This is a genomic window from Streptococcus parasalivarius (assembly GCF_054785155.1).
In genome coordinates this window covers 35266-56569 of record NZ_BAABOB010000007.1, presented here as the reverse complement: position 1 = coordinate 56569, position 21304 = coordinate 35266, and the positions used below count along the sequence as shown (strand labels likewise).

General features: G+C 41.7%; 20 protein-coding genes. All 20 read right to left on the bottom strand.

The features are described 5' to 3' along the window. Positions 1 to 205 precede the first annotated feature (205 nt). The 20 genes from ACYVQ1_RS07675 to sufD all read right to left on the bottom strand — a co-directional run bounded on the left by ACYVQ1_RS07675 (position 206) and on the right by sufD (position 21289). Complete coding sequence (locus ACYVQ1_RS07675; protein ID WP_461250326.1) at positions 206 to 2068, bottom strand: proline--tRNA ligase; 1863 nt, start codon at positions 2066 to 2068, stop codon at positions 206 to 208. A gap of 70 nt (positions 2069 to 2138) precedes the next feature. After that, entirely contained in the window at positions 2139 to 3401 is a 1263-nt protein-coding gene (gene rseP, locus ACYVQ1_RS07670; protein ID WP_073685732.1) for an RIP metalloprotease RseP, read from the bottom strand. A 16-nt stretch (positions 3402 to 3417) separates the two neighbouring features. Then, the gene (locus ACYVQ1_RS07665) at positions 3418 to 4212 is read right to left on the bottom strand and encodes a phosphatidate cytidylyltransferase (protein ID WP_417164514.1); all 795 of its coding nucleotides are present in this window, start codon (positions 4210 to 4212) and stop codon (positions 3418 to 3420) included. Between the two features lie 12 nt (positions 4213 to 4224). Beyond that, on the bottom strand, positions 4225 to 4974 hold the full coding sequence (locus ACYVQ1_RS07660) for an isoprenyl transferase (RefSeq protein WP_461250325.1): 750 nt from the start codon (positions 4972 to 4974) through the stop codon (positions 4225 to 4227). Between the two features lie 128 nt (positions 4975 to 5102). Beyond that, a complete protein-coding gene (locus ACYVQ1_RS07655; protein WP_461250324.1) occupies positions 5103 to 5441 on the bottom strand; it encodes a preprotein translocase subunit YajC in 339 nt (112 codons plus the stop codon). 125 nt (positions 5442 to 5566) lie between these two features. Continuing rightward, positions 5567 to 6283: a YebC/PmpR family DNA-binding transcriptional regulator gene (locus ACYVQ1_RS07650; RefSeq protein ID WP_049545128.1), complete on the bottom strand. Its 717-nt coding sequence runs from the start codon at positions 6281 to 6283 to the stop codon at positions 5567 to 5569. Positions 6284 to 6447: 164 nt separating this feature from the next. Continuing rightward, complete coding sequence (locus tag ACYVQ1_RS07645; protein ID WP_461250323.1) at positions 6448 to 7797, bottom strand: glucose-6-phosphate isomerase; 1350 nt, start codon at positions 7795 to 7797, stop codon at positions 6448 to 6450. Positions 7798 to 7900: 103 nt separating this feature from the next. Beyond that, positions 7901 to 8716 (bottom strand): endonuclease/exonuclease/phosphatase family protein, encoded by an 816-nt coding sequence (locus tag ACYVQ1_RS07640; protein ID WP_270537388.1) that lies wholly within the window; start codon positions 8714 to 8716, stop codon positions 7901 to 7903. Positions 8717 to 8813: 97 nt separating this feature from the next. Beyond that, positions 8814 to 11000 (bottom strand): PTS transporter subunit IIBC, encoded by a 2187-nt coding sequence (locus ACYVQ1_RS07635; protein WP_461250322.1) that lies wholly within the window; start codon positions 10998 to 11000, stop codon positions 8814 to 8816. Between the two features lie 153 nt (positions 11001 to 11153). Further along, a complete protein-coding gene (locus tag ACYVQ1_RS07630; RefSeq protein ID WP_461250321.1) occupies positions 11154 to 12092 on the bottom strand; it encodes an AEC family transporter in 939 nt (312 codons plus the stop codon). A 165-nt stretch (positions 12093 to 12257) separates the two neighbouring features. Then, positions 12258 to 13070 carry a metal ABC transporter permease gene (locus ACYVQ1_RS07625; RefSeq protein ID WP_045001971.1) on the bottom strand — a complete coding sequence of 271 codons (813 nt, stop codon included), beginning with the start codon at positions 13068 to 13070 and terminating at the stop codon, positions 12258 to 12260. Beyond that, entirely contained in the window at positions 13063 to 13770 is a 708-nt protein-coding gene (locus ACYVQ1_RS07620; protein ID WP_461250320.1) for a metal ABC transporter ATP-binding protein, read from the bottom strand. The genes ACYVQ1_RS07625 and ACYVQ1_RS07620 overlap by 8 nt, the downstream gene beginning before the upstream one ends. A 1-nt stretch (position 13771) precedes the next feature. Continuing rightward, positions 13772 to 14215 carry a zinc-dependent MarR family transcriptional regulator gene (locus ACYVQ1_RS07615; protein WP_201041431.1) on the bottom strand — a complete coding sequence of 148 codons (444 nt, stop codon included), beginning with the start codon at positions 14213 to 14215 and terminating at the stop codon, positions 13772 to 13774. A gap of 163 nt (positions 14216 to 14378) precedes the next feature. Continuing rightward, positions 14379 to 15356 carry a tRNA dihydrouridine synthase DusB gene (gene dusB, locus ACYVQ1_RS07610; RefSeq protein ID WP_002883588.1) on the bottom strand — a complete coding sequence of 326 codons (978 nt, stop codon included), beginning with the start codon at positions 15354 to 15356 and terminating at the stop codon, positions 14379 to 14381. Next, the gene (hslO, locus tag ACYVQ1_RS07605) at positions 15349 to 16215 is read right to left on the bottom strand and encodes an Hsp33 family molecular chaperone HslO (protein ID WP_461250319.1); all 867 of its coding nucleotides are present in this window, start codon (positions 16213 to 16215) and stop codon (positions 15349 to 15351) included. The genes dusB and hslO overlap by 8 nt, the downstream gene beginning before the upstream one ends. Before the next feature lie 79 nt (positions 16216 to 16294). Next, positions 16295 to 16654, bottom strand: coding sequence for a hypothetical protein (locus ACYVQ1_RS07600; RefSeq protein WP_461250318.1), 360 nt, complete (start codon positions 16652 to 16654; stop codon positions 16295 to 16297). A gap of 174 nt (positions 16655 to 16828) precedes the next feature. Further along, positions 16829 to 18247, bottom strand: a complete 1419-nt coding sequence (sufB, locus tag ACYVQ1_RS07595) for a Fe-S cluster assembly protein SufB (RefSeq protein WP_002883666.1) — start codon at positions 18245 to 18247, stop codon at positions 16829 to 16831. Between the two features lie 75 nt (positions 18248 to 18322). Beyond that, positions 18323 to 18754, bottom strand: coding sequence for a Fe-S cluster assembly sulfur transfer protein SufU (sufU, locus tag ACYVQ1_RS07590; protein WP_118185067.1), 432 nt, complete (start codon positions 18752 to 18754; stop codon positions 18323 to 18325). Then, positions 18741 to 19973, bottom strand: coding sequence for a cysteine desulfurase (locus tag ACYVQ1_RS07585; protein ID WP_461250317.1), 1233 nt, complete (start codon positions 19971 to 19973; stop codon positions 18741 to 18743). Before ACYVQ1_RS07585 ends, sufU begins: the two co-directional genes overlap by 14 nt. Before the next feature lie 53 nt (positions 19974 to 20026). After that, a complete protein-coding gene (gene sufD / locus ACYVQ1_RS07580) occupies positions 20027 to 21289 on the bottom strand; it encodes a Fe-S cluster assembly protein SufD (protein WP_347110587.1) in 1263 nt (420 codons plus the stop codon). Between the last annotated feature and the right edge of the window lie 15 nt (positions 21290 to 21304).

Genomic DNA, 21304 nt, shown 5'->3' with positions numbered 1-21304 from the left:
GAAACTAAAGTAATAAAAAGCTTTAAGATTTCCCAAATGGGTCGCTTTATTAAGCATGTGATGCCTCCGTAGTTATAATAGTTTTAAGTTTACACTATTTAGATAATTCTGTCAAATTGGAATTTACTCTCTTTTCTCTCAATTTATCATTGTCACTGTAAAAGAAAAATCTCTTCCTACTCCTGCAAGAAAAGATTTTTTACTATTAAGCATCTTGTTCTGTTGTTAAGATAGCAAGTGTTTCAATCAAGTTATCGGCATTAACTTCAATAGTATCACCAGTTGCCTTGATTTTAACTTCGACAACACCTTCGCTAGCTTTTTTACCAACTGTCATACGGATTGGAAGTCCAATGAGGTCACTATCAGAGAATTTAGAACCGACACGCTCATTACGATCATCTGTCAAGACATCATAACCTTCAGCCATAAGAGCTGCTTCCAAACGTTCTGTCAAAGCATTGGCTTCTTCATCCTTAGTGTTAACTGTAATCAAGTGAACATCATATGGGGCCAATTCTTTAGGGAAGTTAATTCCCCATGCATAGCGGTATTGACCTTTTGGTGTCTTGTTAACAAAGAGACGTGCATGTTGTTCAATTACAGCTGACAAGATACGGCTAACACCGATACCGTAACATCCCATGATAATTGGAACAGCACGGCCATTTTCATCAAGAACGTTAGCACCCATACTTTCAGAGTAACGTGTCCCAAGTTTAAAGATATGACCAATCTCGATACCACGCGCAAACTGAAGGACACCTTGACCGTCTGGAGAAATTTCACCCTCTTTAACTTCACGAATATCCACATATTCTGCCTTGAAGTCACGCTCTGGGTTAACCCCTGTCAAGTGATAACCATCTTCATTGGCTCCAACAACAGCATTAGCCACGTCTTGAACCTTGCGGTCTGCAATGATACGAACATTTTCAGGAAGGTTAACTGGACCAAGGGAACCGAAGTTAGCACCAAAGACTTGACGTGCTTCATCTTCCGTAGCTGGTTCGAGGAAATCAGCAGCAAGGTAGTTTTTCAACTTCACATCGTTAACCTGATCATTACCGACGAGAAGAGCCACTACTGGTTCATCATCAGCGATGAAAAGTAAAGACTTGATGGTTTGTTCTTCTGGAACATTCAAGAAAGCAGCGACTTCATCAATTGACTTGCAATCTGGCGTTTCAACACGAGCCACTTCTTCTTGAGTCACAACCTTAGTCGCTGGTGTGTAGGCGTTTGTTGCCATCTCAAGGTTAGCTGCATAGCTTGACTCTGTAGAGTAGGCAATTGTATCTTCACCAGATACCAACCATGATGTCAATTCTTTCTTGATTTCTTCCATGACATCTTCTGGAATCTCATCCAATGAAGCAATTGACTTGTCAAGAACTACCCAACGGTTGAAATCTGTACGCTCAGGAGTGACCGCCATAAATTCTTGAGAATCCTTACCACCCATGGCACCACCATCACCGATGATTCCCTTAAATTCAAGGCCAGCACGTGTAAAGATAGCCTCGTAAGCTTTACGGTAATCTTCATAGGTTACATCCAAATCTTCATAGTTTTGGTGGAAACTATAAGCATCCTTCATGATAAATTCACGTGTACGAAGAAGACCGTTACGAGGACGTTTTTCATCACGGTATTTTGATTGGATTTGGTAGAGGTTAAGTGGCAATTGTTTGTATGATTTAACCGCATCACGAACCAAGGCTGTAAACGTTTCTTCGTGAGTTGGACCGAGGATAAAGTCAGATTTATCACGGTTTTTTAGTTTATAAAGGTCTTCACCGTAAGTTTCATAACGGCCTGACTCACGCCACAAATCTGCTGTCAAAAGCGCTGGCGCCAACATTTCAACCGCACCGATTTTTTCAAACTCCTCACGCATGATGGTTTTGAATTTCTCGATAGCACGATTTGCCAATGGCATATAAGCATAAATACCAGCAGAAACCTGACGCACGTAACCCGCACGTACCATAAGGGCATGACTGATAACTTGAGCATCACTTGGCATTTCACGAAGTGTTGGAATCAACATTTTACTTTGTTTCATCATTTACATACTAAGGAGGCTGGCCCTTGGGTCAAGTCCCTTAGACTTCCTTTCGTTTCTTTGTTTCTAATTAAAAGAAAGCACGCATAATATCATTCCAAGTGACTGCAATCATAAGAACAACCATGATAGCAACACCTGCAAGTGTAATATAGCTTTCAATTTCTTGATTAAGTGGTTTACGACGAATGGCTTCAATAATATTCATAACAATTTTTCCACCATCAAGGGCTGGAATTGGGATAAGATTGAAAATTCCCAAGTTAATTGAGAGCATCCCCATAAGGTTAAGAATGGAAATCAAGCCACTTTCTGAAGCCTGGGCAGACATCTGGAACATGGCAACCGGTCCACCAAGTTTATTCAAACTAAAGTTGGTGATAAGCCCCTTGAGTGCCACGAGAATTTTGAAGGCTCCTTCCCAAGCCATTTGGAAACCACCAAAAATCTTATCTTTTAGACCTGTTTTTAGGGCAGGAGAAACACCCAAAAAGTAGCTACCTTGACTCTCCTTAGGTTTAACAGAGACCGTTTCTTCCTGACCGTTACTTCTCTTAACCGTCACAGAAAGGCTGTCACCTTTGGAGAATTTTTGAGTATTCTCTGTCAATGCTTCCTTCAAGCTGTCCCAATCAGTAACCTTGTCCTTATTGATGGCCTCGATGGCATCACCATTTTTCAAGCCTGCTACCTGAGCAGCACCACCATCAGCCACCTGAATACGGTTGGTTGATGTGTCTTGAACACCACCTTGAACAAAGGCTAAGATAATAAAGACAAGCACCCCAAGAATGAAGTTATTCATAGGACCAGCAAAGTTGGTAATTAAGCGTCCCCAAATGCTAGCATTTTGATATTGGACATCCTTAGGAGCGATACGAAGTTCTGTACCATCCTCCTCAACGATAGTGGCATCATGGTCAACCTCATAGGTCTTGGTCTCATCTAGGACTAGACCTGTAATGGTTAACTTATCCTCCAAATCATAGGCAGTGACGTTCATAGGTAAAGCCGTCTGGTCAACCTGGCGATCCGAAAGGTTGATACGTCTTACCTTACCATCTGATCCAATCGTTAGACTAGCAGGACTACCTGTTTTAATCTCAGTTGTATCTTCACCCCAACCAGCCATACGGACATAACCACCCAAAGGGAGGATACGGATAGTATAAACGGTACCATCCTTACCAGTGTGTGCAAAAATTTTCGGTCCCATACCAATGGCAAATTCACGAACCAAAATTCCTGAACGTTTGGCGAAAAAGAAATGACCAAACTCATGGAAAACGACAATCACACAGAAAATCAGTAAAAAGGTAATAATAGCTTTCATCTAGACCCCCCCACTCTTAAAAAAGTCCTAGGAAGTGCATGATTGGGAAAACGAAAATCCAGCTGTCACAACGGTCCAAAATACCACCATGCCCAGGAATGAGATTGCCTGAGTCTTTAACGCCAAAGTGACGTTTAATAGCTGATTCAACCAAATCACCAAATTGACCAAAAATACTAAAGAGAATCGTACAGATAAGCAACCAGAAGAAGTTATGAGGGGCATAAACTCCGTGGTTAATCAAACCAAAGACAAGAGCCACAATGATTGCTGATAAGATACCCCCAACACTACCTTCAATAGTCTTATTTGGTGATACTTTTGGCAATAACTTATTCTGACCAAATTGACGACCAAAGAGGTAAGCCCCAATATCCGTTGCCCAAACAATAAAAAGGGCAAAGAGAACCTTTTCCCAACTATCCAAACGTGCTGCAATGAGATTTTGTAAACCAAAACCAACATAAAAGGCAGATGCGATTGGATAAGCTGCATCATCAAAAGAATAGTGGTCGCTATTAAGGACAGTCCCTGCTAGAATCAAAAATGAAATAACAGCGAAACCTGTCACACTAGCATTTGTTGGAAGACTGATAAAATACCGATCAATCGGTACAGCCAAGATAAAGGCTGCCACCATTGATAAAATACCCTCGATAGAGAAAATCTCCAAGTGCTTCATGCGAAGCATCTCAGACACCGCAACCATGGCCATAGCCCCAACTAAAAGTTGGAAAGGAAGACCGCCGATAAAGAGCAATGGGAGGAAAATGGCTGCTGCCACACCCCCACCAATTAAACGTTCTTGCATGAGAGGTCCTTTCTAGACACCACCGAAGCGACGGTGACGTTTATTGTAGTCAGAGATGGCTTGACGTAGCCCCTGCTGGTCAAAGTCTGGCCAGAAAACATCTGTGAAGTAAAACTCACTATAGGCAGATTGCCAAGGCAAGAAATTACTAAGACGAAGCTCGCCACTCGTACGGATAATTAAATCTGGATCACGATAGAGGTAAGGCAATTTCTCTGTCATCAAATGCTTAGCAATGAGATCTTCATCAATAGCTTCAGGACTGAGTTTTCCTGCTTCAACCTCTTTAGCAATCGCTTGAACAGCAGACACAATCTCCGCACGACCACCATAGTTCAGTGCAAAATTAAGAACCAAACCAGAATTATGTTTCGTCTGCTCAACTGCCTTTTCAAGAGCATCTAAAGTCTCCTTAGGCAAACGACTGTTATCTCCGATTGTCAAAATACGAACATTGTTTTTGTCTAATTCTGGTACATATTTGTTAAAGAATTCAACTGGCAAATTCATGATGAATTTCACTTCATCTTGTGGGCGTGACCAGTTTTCAGTTGAGAAGGCATAGACTGTCAATACCTTAACTCCAAGTTGTGACGCTTCGATAGTTACCTTTTGCAAGGCGTCCATCCCAGCCTTATGCCCCATCACGCGTGGTTGTAGACGCTTTTTAGCCCAACGGCCATTTCCATCCATAATAATACCAATATGGTTGGGAATATTGTCTAGAACCTCTTGATGAGATTTTTTTCTAAATTTAAACATGGAATATCCTCTAAATATAGTTTACCCTTTATTTTACCACATTTTAAGGGGTTCTGAACAGCTTTTAATACCGATAAGATTAGAAAACGCAAAAAGACCAGGATTTAACCTAGTCTCAAATACACAGCTTACTTTTCATCAGAAGACTCAATTGCTGAATCTTCTTCGATAATTGTCTCTTTAGTTGTTTCTGCTGTTTCTGTAGTTGGTGCTGGTGTGATTACTTTCATGATTGAACGACTCAAATCAAAAGTCAAGAAGACACCTTCTGCATCCAAAACGATACGGTTATTCTCTTTGTCAATCTCATCAACAATAGCAATCAAACCACCGATTGTTTCAACTTCAGCACCCTTAGCAAGGCCTGCAAAACGGTCTTCCTGTGCCTTTGCTTGGCGACGACGGCTGAAAGCCACATAAGCAACAATGGCGACCACATAAATGGCCAAAACTAGCATCATATTCATATTTCGTATTCCTCCAATAATTCACTTGGCTACTACTATATCAGATTAAGTCAGGACAAGCAAGACAAATCCTTAGACAGACCACACAAAAACACTTTCCATCGTGAGGAAAGTGTTGAATGAGATTACATATCTGCTACGTTGTGATAAACCTTTTGAACATCATCGTCTGCTTCAAGCGCATCAATAAGTCCTTCGAAAACTTCAAGGTCTTCACCTTCAAGAGTAACCTCAGTTTGTGGAATCATTTCAAGTTCAGTCACTTGGAACTCTTCCTGTCCGTTAGCACGGAGAGCTTCCAACGCTTTATGAAGATCTGTTGGCTCAGTATAAACAGTGATAGTACCATCTTCTGCTTCTACATCTTCAACTTCTACATCAGCTTCAAGCAATTGTTCAAAGATTGCATCTGCATCTTCACCTGCAAAAACGATAACACCTTTTTTATCAAACATGTATGAAACAGAACCTGATGCACCCATGTTACCGCCATTTTTACCAAAGGCAGTACGTACGTTAGCAGCTGTACGATTAACGTTTGAAGTCAAAGTATCTACGATGATCATAGAACCATTTGGCCCAAACCCTTCATAACGTCCTTCAACGAAAGTTTCATCTGTGTTACCTTTAGCCTTATCAATGGCCTTATCAATAACGTGTTTTGGTACTTGCGCTTGTTTAGCACGATCCAAAACAAATTTCAAAGCTGAGTTTGATTCTGGATCTGGTTCACCTTGTTTAGCAGCTACATAGATTTCAACACCAAACTTAGCGTACACCTTAGAGTTTGCACCATCTTTAGCAGTTTTCTTAGCAACGATATTAGCCCATTTACGTCCCATGGGATTCACCTCTTCTAAGAGATTTGCATCTCTGATTTGTTTTTTCTTTTTTGAAAATAGCAGAATTTGCTAAATTCACAATCCCTTACATTATAGCACTTTGACTGCCGTTAGTAAAATTGAAATTCAAAAAAAGACCAGCCAAAGCTGATCTTATCTGAGAATTACAAGCGAGCGTTAAGTTCTGCTCCAAGTTCTTCAAATCCTGGTTTACCAAGAAGGGCGAACATGTTTTTCTTGTATGCTTCTACACCTGGTTGATCGAATGGGTTGATAGCATTCAAGTAACCTGAAAGGGCGATAGCAATTTCAAAGAAGTAGATGATGTAACCCAATGTAAAGGCATCTTGTTCAGGAAGAGTGATGAACATGTTTGGCACATCACCATCTGTGTGTGCAAGAAGAACACCGTCTGTTGCTTTTTTGTTAACAAAGTCAACATCTTTACCTTGGAGGTAACCAAGTCCATCAAGATCTTCTTCCAATTCAGGGATAATCACGTTCTTACGTGGTTTTTCCACACGAACAACTGTCTCAAAGAGGTTACGTGTACCTTCTTGGATAAATTGTCCAAGAGAGTGCAAGTCTGTTGAGAAGTTTGCTGATGTTGGGTAGATACCTCTTTGGTCTTTACCTTCAGATTCACCAGCCAATTGTTTCCACCATTCTGAGAAGTATTGAAGTGATGGTTCATAGTTAGCCAAGATTTCAGTTGTATAACCTTTACGGTAAAGGATGTTACGAAGTGCAGCGTATTGGTAAGCTTCGTTTTCAGAGATTTTAGATGAAGAGTACTCTTTACGTGCAACGTTAGCACCTTCCATAAGGGCTTTGATATCAGCACCTGAAGCTGCGATTGGCAAGAGACCTACAGCTGTCAATACTGAGAAACGTCCACCGATGTCATCTGGAACAACGAAAGTTTCCCAACCGTTAGCATCTGCTTCAACTTTAACTGCACCTTTTTGGCGGTCAGTTGTTGCGTAGATACGTTTGTTTGCTTCTTCTTGACCGTATTTCTTAACAAGGAGTTCCTTGAAAACACGGAAAGCGATAGCTGGTTCAGTTGTTGTACCTGATTTAGAGATAACGTTAACTGAGAAGTCTTTATCTTCAACATACTCAAGCAAGTCTGCAAGATAAGTTGATGAAATTGAGTTACCAGCGTAAACGATTTGTGGTGCTTTGCGTTCTTCTTTTGTTTGAAGGTTAGCAAAGTGATGGTTCAAGAAGTCAATGGCTGCTTTGGCACCAAGGTAAGAACCACCGATACCGATAACAACCAAAACATCGCTTTCTTCTTTGATTTTTTCAGCAGCCTTCAAAATACGATCAAATTCTTCACGATCGTAGTTTTCTGGAAGGTCACGCCATCCAAGGAAGTCTGCCCCTGGGCCAGTTCCTTTGCGAATCATTTCGTCTGCTACTGTTACTTGTGCTTGAAGGTTATCCACTTCGTGTGGTGCTACAAATTTATCCAAAACTTTTGAATAATCAAATGTAATATGAGCCATTAGTCTCTCCTTATAAAAATTCAATTATAGCTTCTAGTTTACTCTTTTATTTGTCTTTTGACAATGTTTTTTACCCTTATTAGGTCATAATAGGATACCGTTTCTACTTAAATGTTAATTCTGCTTCAAGACCGTAGTGGTCACTTACCAAAGGTTGGTTATTGCCATCAAAAATCACACTAAGGCGCTCTACTGTCCAATCTTGGCTAGCAAAAACATAATCGATACGTAAAGGCTCTTCATTGCCCTTCCAGCCATCGATACCTGGTCCAACTGTATAGCTACCAGTTGTTTCTTTAGCGACTTCAAAACTATCTTGAAGATTGAGTGAGCTAGCCAAAATGGCTTTATGCCCTTCGCGACCTGCTGGGTTGTTAAAATCACCTGCTAGAATGAGCGGTTTCCCAATAGCTTTGAAACGTTCTTCAATACGTGCCCACTCTTCCTGGAAACCTTTGTCCCACCATGAAAGATGAACACTAGCAACAGCAACTTCTCGGCCATCTACAGTAGTTTCAGCAACTGCTACACGGCGTGTATGGTAGTCAGTTGGATCATCAACATCTGAAACCAAGATTTCACTCGCTGTCAATGGTTGACGTGACAAGACGGCAACCCCCTCATTAAGGTGATCATAACCAATGTGATTATAGGCCCAAGTCCAATGGTATTGAAGCCCTTCTTCAGCTAACTTTTCCACAAGAAGACGGACAAAGTGATCTTGGTGGATTGGTGTTGCTGATGGAAGTGCATGATAGTAAGCATCCGTGTCCACAACAGAAGTTTCTATTTCTTGGTTAACTTCCTGGAAGCAAATAATATCATACTGAGCCTTTAGGATCTGTTCCTTTAAGGTTTGGAACTTCCCTTCTGCATCTTCTTCCATCCAACTGTGTGTATTTAAAGTTAGAAATTTCATAAGTTTATCCCTCTTCTGACTTGCATCTAGAAATGACATAGGGTCATTTACAAACAAAACAGCCCAAGGGCTGTCTGCTTGTTTATCGTTTAGCAAATTAAAGTTCTACTTTTGCAACTGGAGCGTTAGCAGCCAATTTACCTGTATGTTCTACTTTAACTGATTTGATTGCATCTGCATTTGTAAAGACAACAACTGTAGATGTTGCACGACCTGCTTCACGGATAGCATCAAGGTTTGCTTCAACCAAGAGGTCACCTGCAGCAACTGTTTGACCTTCAGTAACTTTAACGTCGAATGGTTTACCTTCAAGACTGACAGTGTCAAGTCCGATGTGAACCAAAACTTCAAGACCATTGTCAGTTACCAAACCAAGAGCGTGTTTAGTTGGGAAGATACTTGTCACTTTACCAGCTACTGGTGAAACGATTTTACCGTTTTCTGGTTCTACAGCGAAACCGTCACCCATCATTTTTTGTGAGAATACTGGGTCTTTAACATCTTCGATGTTGATAACTTGACCATCAGCGACTGAATGCACTTCATCAGTAACACCTTTGAATTTAGCTTCTGCTTTTTGAACAGCAGTCATTTGACTTGGAAGTGTTTCAGGGATAACTTCACCTGAATCAAGTACATCTTGGATATCAGATTTCAATACGTCAGCTTTAGGACCGTAGATAGCTTGGACACCTTGACCTTTCATAACAAGACCCATAGCGCCTTCAGCTTTCCATTGAGCTTCAGTTCCGACTTTTTCAGCGTCTTTAACAGTAACACGGAGACGTGTCATACATGCGTCAACGTCCACGATGTTAGCACGTCCACCAAGAAGGTTGATGATGTTGATAACTTGTGAACTTGCTGAGCTTGTTCCAGCACCTGCTGATCCAGCAGATTCTGCAGGAGCATCATCGTTTTGTTCATAGTTACCGTTACGTCCTGGTGTAGCGTAATCAAATTTCTTAATCATGAAGTTTGCGATGAAGAACATGATAACACCAAAGAGTACAGTTACCCAAATGAAGTTAACGATATCCATCGCCAAACCAGCGTTAATAGCGAGTGGTGTACGTGTCAAGAATTCGATAGAACCGAATGAGTGAACACGAAGGTGAACGATATCAGCCATTGCAAAGGCAGCACCTTGTACAAATGCGTAAATAATGTAAAGTGGAGTAGCTACGAACATGAACATATACTCGATAGGCTCTGTTACCCCTGTCAAGAATGTTGCAAGCGCAGTTGCAGTCAACATACCTTTGTACTGATGTTTCTTATCATCATCAACGTTACGGTAGATAGCTACCACCATACCCATCAAGATACCAAATGAACCAATCATTTGACCAACTTTGAAACGAGCTGGTGTAAAGGATTCAAGAACGTGTTTATATTGCTCTGGGTTTGAACCTTTAAGGTTTGCAAGGTCAGTAACCCAAGCAAGCCATAGTGGGTCTTGACCCAATACTTCAGTACCCTTAGCAGCACCTGTCAAGACTTCATAAGTACCACCCAATTGAGTATAGTTGATTGGGATAGTCAACATGTGGTGGAGACCAAATGGCAAGAGAAGACGTTCCAAAGTACCGAACAAGAACGGTGCCAAGATTGGAGCAGTTTCTTTTGAGTTGGCAATCCACATACCAAAACCATTGATTCCAGATTGGATAACTGGCCATACAATAGCAAGAGCGATAGCTGCAATAGCTGAACGAAGGATAACTACGAATGGTACGAAACGTTTACCATTGAAGAATGATAAGGCTTCTGGCAATTTACGGAAGTTATAGTATTTGTTGTAAGCAGTAGCTCCGATGAAACCAGAGATGATACCTACGAATACACCCATGTTAAGGGCTGGAGCTTCCAAAACACTGATGAAGTAGTCAGACACCTTGATTGATTGACCAATAAGTGTGTGAACTGTAGCACCCTTATCAGCAAGCATATCAGAAGTAACACCAAAGATTGAACCAGTCAAACGGTTAATCAAGATAAATGCTAGACCTGCTGCAAAGGCACCGCCTGCACGTTCCTTAGCCCAACTACCACCAATGGCAAGGGCAAACAAGATGTGAAGGTTACCAATAACCCCCCAACCAATCTGCTCAAGAAATCCACCAGTAATAACGAGTGGTGCCATGTTTGGATTAATCATGGCAATCGTTTTACCGATAGAAATCATGAGACCTGCTGCTGGCATAACCGCGATAACAACCATGAGGGCTTTACCGAATTTTTGCCAGAACTCAAAGCCAAATTTTTCTTTTAGCTTATTCATTTCATTTCCTCCTATGTTTGATGCAAACGTTTGCATAACTTATGTAATTATTATAGCATCTTTTTAGAATTTGTAAAGCGTTTTCGTAAACTTTTTTTGAATTTTTTTACAAATTTAAAAAACCCCAGAAAAACCGGGGTTACTTGATTATTTTTAAGCCATAAGGACCATCAAAATTGGAATTACAATCATGGTAGCAAGGGTAGTCTCAGTAACCATAACAGCTGCGTAATCACTATCAGCCCCATAGAGTTTAGCAACGACTGGAGCATTGGTCATGACAGGCATAGCCGACTGGATGATAAAAACTTGCTTCATCAAAGTTGGGAGGGGCGCCCAATATACAATGGCAGCCATCAAGAGAGGAGCAACCACAAAGCGTCCCAGCAAAATCAGTAACTGGTCCTTTTTAAGAACCAACTGCTTGACACCTGCATTGGATACTGACAAACCGATGAAAATCATAGATAAAGGAGTCGTCAAACTACCTAAATACTGCAAGTCACTGGCTAAAAAGCTTGGTAATTTAATATGGAGGATAACAATAATAAGACCTAACATGAAGCCCACTAGAGGGGGGGAGAAGATTTTTTTCAGACTTGTTCTTAAATCAAATTCAGCGTCTCCTTCCCCATCACGTTGGATGAGGTAGGTCCCCAAGGTCCAGAAAAAGGTCGTATTGCACATATAATAGATAAGAACATAGGGGATACTAACATCGCCAAAGAGGGCTTGATTGATAGGGAGCCCCACAAAAATGGTATTCGAATTAAAAAACATGGAAATAAAGAGACCACGACGCTCCTTTTTCACTGCAAAAATTCTAGCCACTGCTGTCGCAATCCCGAGTAAAATCACCATAGAAAGTGTAGGAAAACGCAATTCCGGCAACATTTTAAGTAGGTCTGCCGCTGTGAAACGCTGTGTAATCGTATAGAGCATATAACAAGGAAGGGCAATTTGAGTGACTAGCTTAGCTATAAGACCACGTGACTTGTCGTCAAACCAGCCTTTTTCACCCATTACGAATCCCACTAAAATCATACCCAAAATGACTAGGATTCCCGATATACTCGTTAGAAAGATCTCCATGTTTTCTCCTTTTTTGTTACTATTACAAATGATAGTGAATACCAGAGAAATATAATCATCATTTCTGCCTAGAAATCTACCATTCTTATTTTAACTTCTCTCAAAAACCACTTTAGTATATCACAAAAAGAGCTCGATTTCTCAAGCTCTTTTCTTCTATATTATCTACTCTGCTTTTAAGAGAGGTTCAAAGATTGATACCAGACCAAAGAAGGCGATAAAGATAAGGGTAATAGTGGCACTAGCTGGTGTTTCCCAATAATAGGAAATAAAAATACCAGAGAGCATGCCAACCAAACCAATACCAATAGCCCAGAAAATGACAGATTTAAAGGTTTGACCTATTTTCATACCAATAGCTGCTGGAAGAATCATGATGGTGGAAACCAAAAGTGACCCTGCTGCTGGAATCATCAGGGCAATCGCTATCCCTGTAACAATATTGAAGAGGAGAGACATGAGACGAACTGGCAAGCCATCCACATGAGCGGTGTCCTCGTCAAAGGTTAAAAGATACATAGGACGAATAAAGAGTAAGGTCAAGACCAGTACAATAGCCGCAATAACAAAGAGAGCACGCACCTGCTCTGGGCTAATCGTGATGATAGAACCGAAAAGATAGCTATCTAGACTCATGCTACTGCTACCTGCCTTGTTACTAAGAATAAGAGCCACTGCCAATCCCATTGACATGAGGATAGCCGTTGAAATCTCCATATAATGCTTGTAACTGACCCTGAGATATTCCAAAACCAAAGCGGCAATAACCACAACCACAAGGGTCATCCAAGTGGTTGATTGTCCCAAGAAAATCCCAACAGCCACCCCAGCTAGGGACACGTGACTCAAGGTATCGCTCATCAGACTCTGACGACGAAGAATTAAGAAGAGCCCCAAAATCGGAGAAAATATACTGATAGCAATCACGGCGAGAATAGCACGTTGCATAAAATCATAGGCTAATAATTCACTAATCATATCTGTGCTCCTCTCCATCCTTTTCATGAACATTAAAACAACGCCAAGGCAATTTCTGATTACGAACCAGATGAATATTCCGGTCTGTGTACTCTTTGACTTCCTCTGGGTCGTGGGTAATCATCAAGACCGACTTGCCATGCTTGTGAGCCGAATGGTGCATGAGTTCATAGAAAGTATTAGCTGTCCCTGCATCCATACCCGTCGTTGGCTCATCCAAGACAAAAATATCTGGATCTGAGGCAAAAATACGAGCAATAACAGCACGTTGTTTCTGGCCGCCTGAGAGACGCCCAATTTGCTTGTGACGATTTTCCCACATACCTACAGACTCAAGGGCACGTTGAACGTGTTCCAAGTCGTGCTTCGTCAAACGACGAAACCACCCCTGACGAGGATAACGGCCAGATTTCACAAACTCGTAGACCGTGCTCGGAAAACCTGCATTAAAGCTGGCAATTTGCTGGGGAAGATAGGCCATACGAAGCTTTTTACCATCTTTATTGGTTTCAGAGATGGCTACAGTTCCCTTCTTAGGCTTAAGAATTCCTAGGGTAGCCTTGATAAGCGTTGACTTGGCAGCTCCATTTTCCCCAGTCAGGGTTACAAACTCCCCAGAATCCAAATGATAGTGAATATTGTCCAGAACGGGCTCCGCATCATACTGGAAGCTCAGTCCTTCAACTGTAATATAGCGCATCTTATTCCTCAATTTTTTCTGCTAATGTTGTCAAGAAACGTCCAATAACCTGACGCTCTTGATTATCAAACTGATCCAATACAGACCGATAAACCCCCAAGGTCTCTTGGTGGTGTTCCTCATGCTCTTGAGCTATGGGTTGAGCTTCTTGTGTCAAGACAAAGTAGGTCACGCGCCCATCATCCTTGTCTTTCTTAGCCTCCAACATACCCTCTTTGACCAAGGTTTTAACAGCCTTGGTAACAGCAGCCTGACTGACATTTAAGGTCTTTGCCAACTCCGAATTGGTCTTGCGACCCTCAGCCAAAAGCATCAGAATATGTTCCTGAGTATTAGTCAATTTAACTTGACTACGGCACTGACCAATAAGAAGCTCATGCTGATTTTCAGACTTGAGTACGATTTGATTAATCAATTGATTGACTTGTTCTTCTAGTTCTAGCATTGCTTTCTCCATTTACTTAACCAGTTAATTATATCGAAAACACAGAGGTTTTGCAAGGGAGGACTAAGAAAAAGATTGGTGATGGGCTATCATCACTATCAAGGAAGAATAAGAGTAAAATAAAAACCTAACCAAGCCGGTTAAGTTTTCATTATATATAGAGTTATCGCAAGGTCGCAAAAATTTCTTCGACCTGAGCCACAGACTCGGCACGTGAGACTTCGCCACGAACCTTAGCTGCTCCTGCTGTTCCACGAAGATAGTGTGGTGCCAAACCACGGAATTCACGGACAGCAATCTTTTCACCTTTAAGGTCTACCAAACGTTTGAGATGATCTTCGGCGATGTCCAATTTCTTATCAAATGGAAGTTCTGGCAACTCCTCTCCTGTTTCGAAGAAGTGGTTGATTTGCGTGAAAATGTAAGGATTATTCATGGCTGCACGACCAACCATAACGGCATCTACACCAAGTTCTTCAATCATAAGTTTAGCGTCTTGAACGCTACGAACATCGCCGTTTCCGATAAACGGAATCTTAGTGATAGCCTTAGCAACACGGGCCAAAGTCTCGTGATCACAGTGACCTGTGTACATTTGCTCACGGGTACGACCATGCATGGCAAGGGCAGAAACACCTGCAGACTCAGCAGCAAGGGCATTTTCTACAGCCAAGTCACTGTCTGACCAACCTGTACGCATCTTAACGGTCAGAGGAATATCAAGTACTGACGTTACTTCCTTGACGATGTGGTAAATCTTGTCTGGATCCTTGAGCCACTTGGCACCAGCTTCATTTTTGACTACCTTATTGACCGGACAACCCATGTTGATATCAACGATATCAGCCTTGGTATTGGTCTGGATAAAGTCAGCCGCACGCTTCAAGCCCTCAGCATCACCACCGAAAAGCTGGATAGACATTGGATGTTCATTCTCATCGATGTGAAGCATGTGGAGGGTCTTCTCATTATTGTAGAGGAGACCTTTTTCAGAAATCATCTCCATCACCACAAGGCCAGCACCAAACTCCTTGGCAATAGTACGGAAGGCAGAGTTGGTCACACCTGCCATAGGAGCTAGTACTGTACGATGAGGAATCTCCACATTTCCAATCATGAAGGACGAATTAAGTTTAGTCATTGATGAGTTCCTCCAAGTCAGCTTCTGAAAATTCATATTTGGTTTGGCAGAATTGACAGACGATTTCAGCCCCATGGTCCTCGTCTTTCATAGCTTGAAGTTCATCCTTACCAAGTGTCAAGAGGGCATTTTCAAAGCGTTCACGTGAGCAATCACACTCAAAGCTAAGCTCCTCTTCAGACAAACGTTTGAAAGGTTCATCCCCATAAATGGCATTCAAGAGAGCTTCGATATGGTCATCAGACTCCAAAAGCGTTGAAATGGCTGGCATCTCTTGGATGCGTTTTTCGTAACGAGCGATTTCTTCCTCGCTAGCTCCTGGCAAGACCTGAAGCATGAAGCCACCAGCAACCTTGACCTTGTCCTCTTCGTCAAGAAGTACATTAAGACCTACAGCAGATGGCGTTTGCTCAGATTCTGTCAAATAGTAGGCAAAGTCTTCACCGATTTCACCAGAAATAAGTGGTGTTGATGACGTGTAGGGATTACCAGTTCCATAATCGATGATTGAGACAAACTGTCCTTGTCCCATGAAAGGACCCACCAAAACTTCACCAGTAGCTGTTTTCTTGATGTCCACACCTGGATTTTGGATGTAGCCCTTAACATGTCCTTTGGTATCAGCTACAGAGATGATATGCCCAAAAGAGCTGTTTCCGATAACTTTAACCGTAATTTTGCTCTCACCTTTTTGGTTAGCAGCCAAGATTTGATTGGCAATAAGGGTACGCCCCAAAGCGACTGTTGATGATGATAATGTATTGTGTTTTTCTTGTGCGTTTCTAACAGTTTCTGTGCTATCAAGAACATAAGCACGGAAAGCACCTGATTCTGAAATTGTTTTTATTAATTTATCCATAGTGATTCTATTATAACACAAAAAAGAGGGTGGAAAAATCGTAAACGCTCGGAGTTTCTCTTCCACACTCTCTATCAAACTACCATGAAAATTCGGACAGCTTTTCCCTCAAACTTGCTATTTTCCTATCGTCAAAATGGTGTTTCTGCCTTATTACAGGTGGCAAATTCTCCAAATACTCAATATAGACGCTGACAAGGAGATTATAGTCATTAGTCGTCAAACGCTTGAGTTGACTATGAATGAAGGTAGTTGCCTGATCATACTGTTCATGGATTAACAAGTCATCAATGTAGTCATTTCCATCAATAGTGCGACCTTGCTCGTCCTCCACCTGACCTAAATCAATATCTAGAGTCTCAAATTTAAAAGCCTTACTGATAACATTAGCTGTCCCACGAATCTGATTGAGTAGCCAGTCACTGTTATATACTCCCATATTAGTCCCCTCCATTACTTGCTATTCAAGTCTATTATATCTTTTTAAATATCAGTTGTAAACGCTTTCTGACCATTACAATTACTCCCTTCCTAACATTAATCTAGAGCTCATTTCTTGATTTTTCAAGCAAAACAAAAAGGACCGTCTGGTCCCTTTAGATTATCAGAGTTTTTACCCAACTGATCCTTCCATTTCATAACTAATCAAGCGGTTAAGCTCAACAGCATATTCCATTGGAAGTTCTTTGGTAAATGGTTCCACAAATCCCATGACAATCATCTCTGTTGCTTCTTGTTCTGAAAGTCCACGGCTCATGAGGTAGTAGAGTTGCTCTTCAGAAATCTTAGAAACCTTAGCTTCGTGTTCAAGCGCAACTTGTGAGTTATGGATTTCGTTGAATGGGATAGTATCTGATTTAGACAAATCATCCATCAAGATGGTGTCACATTCGATGTGAGATACCGATTTCTTAGAATCCTTGTTGAAAGTGACTTGTCCACGGTAGTCAACCTTACCACCATTACGGGCGATTGATTTAGAGACAATAGATGATGATGTATGCGGTGCATTGTGAATCATCTTAGCCCCTGTATCTTGGTGTTGACCCGCATTGGCGAAGGCGATTGAAAGCATGGTACCACGAGCACCTTCTCCATCAAGGTAAACAGATGGATACTTCATAGTTACTTCGGCTCCAAGGTTACCATCAATCCACTCAACAGTCGCATTTTTCTTAGCCGTAGCACGTTTAGTTACCAAGTTGTAGACGCTATCTGACCAGTTTTGGATAGTTGAGTAGCGCATGTAGGCACCATCAAGTGCAAAGATTTCAACGATAGCCGCATGAAGACTGGCAGTTGTGTAAGTTGGCGCAGTACATCCTTCAACATAGTGAACGCTGGCACCTTCATCAACGATGATAAGAGTACGTTCAAACTGAGCAGTTGCTTCGTTATTGATACGGAAGTAGGTTTGAAGCGGAATATCCACTTTAACGCCTTTAGGTACATAGATAAAGGTACCACCTGACCAGAAGGCTGAGTTAAGGGCTGCAAATTTATTATCTGTTGGCGGAACCAGTTTTGAGAAGTACTTCTTGAAGAGTTCTGGATGCTCTTTAAGAGCTGAATCCGTATCTGTAAAGATAATCCCCAACTTGTCGTACTCTTCTTTCATATTGTGGTAAACCACTTCTGATTCATACTGAGCTGAGGCTCCAGCAAGATAAGCACGCTCTGCTTCTGGGATACCAATACGTTCAAAAGTTTCCTTGATTTTCTCAGGAACATCTTCCCAGTCACGAGCAGGTTTGTCTGATGCCTTTTGGAAATAAGTCAGGTCATCAAAGTTAATACCAGAAAGGTCTGGTCCCCACTCTTGCATAGCCATTTTGTTAAAGGTTTCTAATGATTTCAAGCGGAATTCAAGCATCCACTCAGGCTCCCCCTTTTCAGCAGACATGGCACGGACCACGTCTTCACTGATTCCTTTTCCGGTTGAAAAGACTGGTGTCACATCATCATGGAAACCGTATTTATATTCTCCCAAATCAATGGGTTTTGGTTCTACTTTTTCATTTGTTTCAGTCATAGTATTTTCCTTTATTAAGGGTTCGATTCGTTTTCCTTTTTGCTTGGGCAAGGAGACTGACTGCTCCTTGACTTTCTAAAGCTCACTTCTCTCTATAGCTTTTTTAAGGGCATTCCAAGAGAGTGTTGCACATTTGATACGTTGTGGAAATTTAGAAACCCCCGCCAAGAGCTTAGCCTCACCTAGCTTATCTTCATCTTTATGATTTCCTTGAATCATAAGAGAGAAAATCTCCGCCAGTTCCAAAGCCTCTGCCTTAGTTTTACCAATAACCGCATCCGTCATCATACTTGATGACGCTGTAGAAATGGTACAACCATCTCCAGCAAAAGCAATGTCTTCAATCACGTCACCATCAAATTTTACTGACAGATTGATAACATCTCCACAAGTCGGATTATTCAGTTGAAGTTGCTCCACATCAGGTAGAACACCATGATGGTGAGGGCTCTTAGAGTGATCGGCCACAACAGCCATATATAAACTATCTAGTCTAGAGAGTGCCATTGAAAAACTCCTTCGTCGCAAGAATTGCCTCTACAAGCTTGTCACAATCCTCTTTAGTATTGTAAATATAGAAGCTTGCTCGGGCAGCTGATGAGATACCTAAATGATTGATTAAAGGCTGAGCACAGTGGTGACCTGCACGCACTGCTACTCCTTCATAGTCAAGGGCAGTCGCCACATCATGAGGATGAAGCCCATCAATGTTAAAGGCAATAACACCTGCGTGCTGGCTAGGATTCTCTGGACCATAGACTGTCAATCCCTCAATCTCATAAAGTTTAGGCAAAACATAGTCTACTAATCCCTGCTCGTAAGCATGAACATTTTCCATACCTAAAGCAGAGAGGTAGTCCACAGCAGCACCAAGAGCAATAGCCCCCGCAATGTTAGGTGTACCAGCCTCAAATTTCCAGGGCAATTCCTTCCAAGTGGCTTCCTGTTCATAAACGAAATCAATCATTTCACCACCAAATTCAATAGGATTCATCTGGTTAAGAATCTCTTCCTTGCCGTAAAGAACCCCAATCCCTGTTGGACCTAACATCTTATGTCCAGAAAGGGTGAAGAAATCACAATCCAAATCCTGAACATCAATGGCCATGTGGGGCGCCGATTGGGCACCGTCCACCACCATATAGGCACCAACTTGGTGGGCGAGCTTGGCAATTTCTTTGACAGGATTGATGCAGCCTAAAACGTTAGAAACCTGAGCTAGACTGACAAATTTTGTCTTTTCAGTAATCTTGTTGGCCAAATCTTCCATATCCAATTGGCCATCTTTCAAGTAGGCGTAAACAAGTTTAGCCCCCGTCTTCTTACAAGCTTCCTGCCAAGGAATGATATTCGAGTGGTGTTCCATAATTGAAATAACCACCTCATCTCCTGGCTCAAGAACCTGCTCTGCAAAACGACCAATCCAGTTAAGACCTGTCGTCGTTCCACGGGTAAAAAGGACCTCTTTGGTTGATTTAGCATTGATAAATTGACGAAGCTTTTCACGACTAGCTTCGTAAGTAGCTGTTGCACGCTCAGCCAAGGTATGTACACCACGGTGAACATTGGCATTGTCCTCATGATAGTAAGCCATGAGAGCGTCCAAAACAACTTGAGGCTTCTGGGTCGTTGCTGCATTATCCAAGTATACCAAAGGTTCATCATTAACTACCTGATCTAAAATGGCAAAATCTTGTCGAATCTTATAGGCATCTAAAGCTGACATCATATCTCCCTATCTAGATATATTATAGGTTAGACTATCTGCGTCGATAGTTCCTAACGTTTGTTTAGTTTTGTATCAGTTACAGAAATCATTTCATCGCGTACTTCTTTAACTGGAATTTCGGTAATAACCGCTCCCAAGAAACCGCGAATAACCAAACGTTCTGCAGTGTCTTGATCAAGTCCACGACTCATGAGGTAATACATATCCTCTGGATCCACCTGACCGATTGAAGCAGCATGCCCTGCCGTAACTTCGTTTTCGTCAATCAAGAGGATTGGGTTCGCATCTGAACGTGCCTTGTCAGAAAGCATTAGAACACGGCTTTCTTGTTGTGCATCAGCACCCTTAGCACCTTTGACAATGTGACCAATACCATTGAAAGTCAAGGTACCACGTTCCAAAATAACACCATGTTGTAGGATATGTCCCACAGAGTTGTTACCATAGTTAGTTACACGAGTATCAATTCCTTGAACCTGACGCCCTGATGAAAGACCAATAACTTTAAGGTTGGCATGGCTTCCATTACCAATCAAGTCACTATCAAAGTCAGCAATAACATTGCCCTCGTTCATGATACCAAGAGCCCAGTCAATGCTGGCATCACGACCGATACGACCACGACGACTAATATAAGTTGTAACGTTTTCGCCCAAACGGTCAATAGCAGCAAACTTAACTTGTGCACCGTCTTGAGCAATGACTTCAACTGAAATGTTGGCACTAGCTTTTTCAGTCGCTTCACCTAGCGTTTCAAAGCGCTCAAGGTAAGTCAATTTACTGTTTTTACCAGCCACAATCAAAACGTGTTTGTTAAATGGAACATTTGAAGTTCCATCTTGGTAAAAATAGCTTTCAACTGGCAAGTCAATTTCAACATTATCTGGTACGTAAAGAACCGCTGCACTATTGAAGTAGGCATAGTTATAAGCTGCCAATTTGTCCTCATCATAGGCTACAGCCTTACCAAAGAAGGCTTCAACGACTTCTGGGATTTCCTCAAGAGCAGTCGCCAGGTCTGTGAAGACCACACCTTGACTAATCAAATCAGCTGGCAATTGTTCAAGTACAGTATTTGTTCCTACTTGGACCAATTTAGGGTTGTTTCCAAGCGCTGTAAAATCAGGTACATTTGCTGATGGTTCATTTTCAGTAATCGTTCCATCACCGAGATTCCAACGGTGAAATTTTACACGCTCAATTTTGGGAAGAGCCAAACTTTCAAGCTTATCAAAGGCTACTTGACGAAGGTCTTGCAACCAAAGTGGCTCTGCTTTTGCTTGTGAAAAAGCGATAATAGATTCTTTTGACATAGGTTACTCCTTTTC

Coding starts and splice junctions, on each gene's coding strand:
- ACYVQ1_RS07675 (WP_461250326.1), bottom strand. CDS start 2,068: ATGAAACAAAGTAAAATGTTGATTCCAACACTTCGTGAAATGCCAAGT.
- rseP (WP_073685732.1), bottom strand. CDS start 3,401: ATGAAAGCTATTATTACCTTTTTACTGATTTTCTGTGTGATTGTCGTT.
- ACYVQ1_RS07665 (WP_417164514.1), bottom strand. CDS start 4,212: ATGCAAGAACGTTTAATTGGTGGGGGTGTGGCAGCAGCCATTTTCCTC.
- ACYVQ1_RS07660 (WP_461250325.1), bottom strand. CDS start 4,974: ATGTTTAAATTTAGAAAAAAATCTCATCAAGAGGTTCTAGACAATATT.
- ACYVQ1_RS07655 (WP_461250324.1), bottom strand. CDS start 5,441: ATGAATATGATGCTAGTTTTGGCCATTTATGTGGTCGCCATTGTTGCT.
- ACYVQ1_RS07650 (WP_049545128.1), bottom strand. CDS start 6,283: ATGGGACGTAAATGGGCTAATATCGTTGCTAAGAAAACTGCTAAAGAT.
- ACYVQ1_RS07645 (WP_461250323.1), bottom strand. CDS start 7,797: ATGGCTCATATTACATTTGATTATTCAAAAGTTTTGGATAAATTTGTA.
- ACYVQ1_RS07640 (WP_270537388.1), bottom strand. CDS start 8,716: ATGAAATTTCTAACTTTAAATACACACAGTTGGATGGAAGAAGATGCA.
- ACYVQ1_RS07635 (WP_461250322.1), bottom strand. CDS start 11,000: ATGAATAAGCTAAAAGAAAAATTTGGCTTTGAGTTCTGGCAAAAATTC.
- ACYVQ1_RS07630 (WP_461250321.1), bottom strand. CDS start 12,092: ATGGAGATCTTTCTAACGAGTATATCGGGAATCCTAGTCATTTTGGGT.
- ACYVQ1_RS07625 (WP_045001971.1), bottom strand. CDS start 13,070: ATGATTAGTGAATTATTAGCCTATGATTTTATGCAACGTGCTATTCTC.
- ACYVQ1_RS07620 (WP_461250320.1), bottom strand. CDS start 13,770: ATGCGCTATATTACAGTTGAAGGACTGAGCTTCCAGTATGATGCGGAG.
- ACYVQ1_RS07615 (WP_201041431.1), bottom strand. CDS start 14,215: ATGCTAGAACTAGAAGAACAAGTCAATCAATTGATTAATCAAATCGTA.
- dusB (WP_002883588.1), bottom strand. CDS start 15,356: ATGACTAAACTTAATTCGTCCTTCATGATTGGAAATGTGGAGATTCCT.
- hslO (WP_461250319.1), bottom strand. CDS start 16,215: ATGGATAAATTAATAAAAACAATTTCAGAATCAGGTGCTTTCCGTGCT.
- ACYVQ1_RS07600 (WP_461250318.1), bottom strand. CDS start 16,654: ATGGGAGTATATAACAGTGACTGGCTACTCAATCAGATTCGTGGGACA.
- sufB (WP_002883666.1), bottom strand. CDS start 18,247: ATGACTGAAACAAATGAAAAAGTAGAACCAAAACCCATTGATTTGGGA.
- sufU (WP_118185067.1), bottom strand. CDS start 18,754: ATGGCACTCTCTAGACTAGATAGTTTATATATGGCTGTTGTGGCCGAT.
- ACYVQ1_RS07585 (WP_461250317.1), bottom strand. CDS start 19,973: ATGTCAGCTTTAGATGCCTATAAGATTCGACAAGATTTTGCCATTTTA.
- sufD (WP_347110587.1), bottom strand. CDS start 21,289: ATGTCAAAAGAATCTATTATCGCTTTTTCACAAGCAAAAGCAGAGCCA.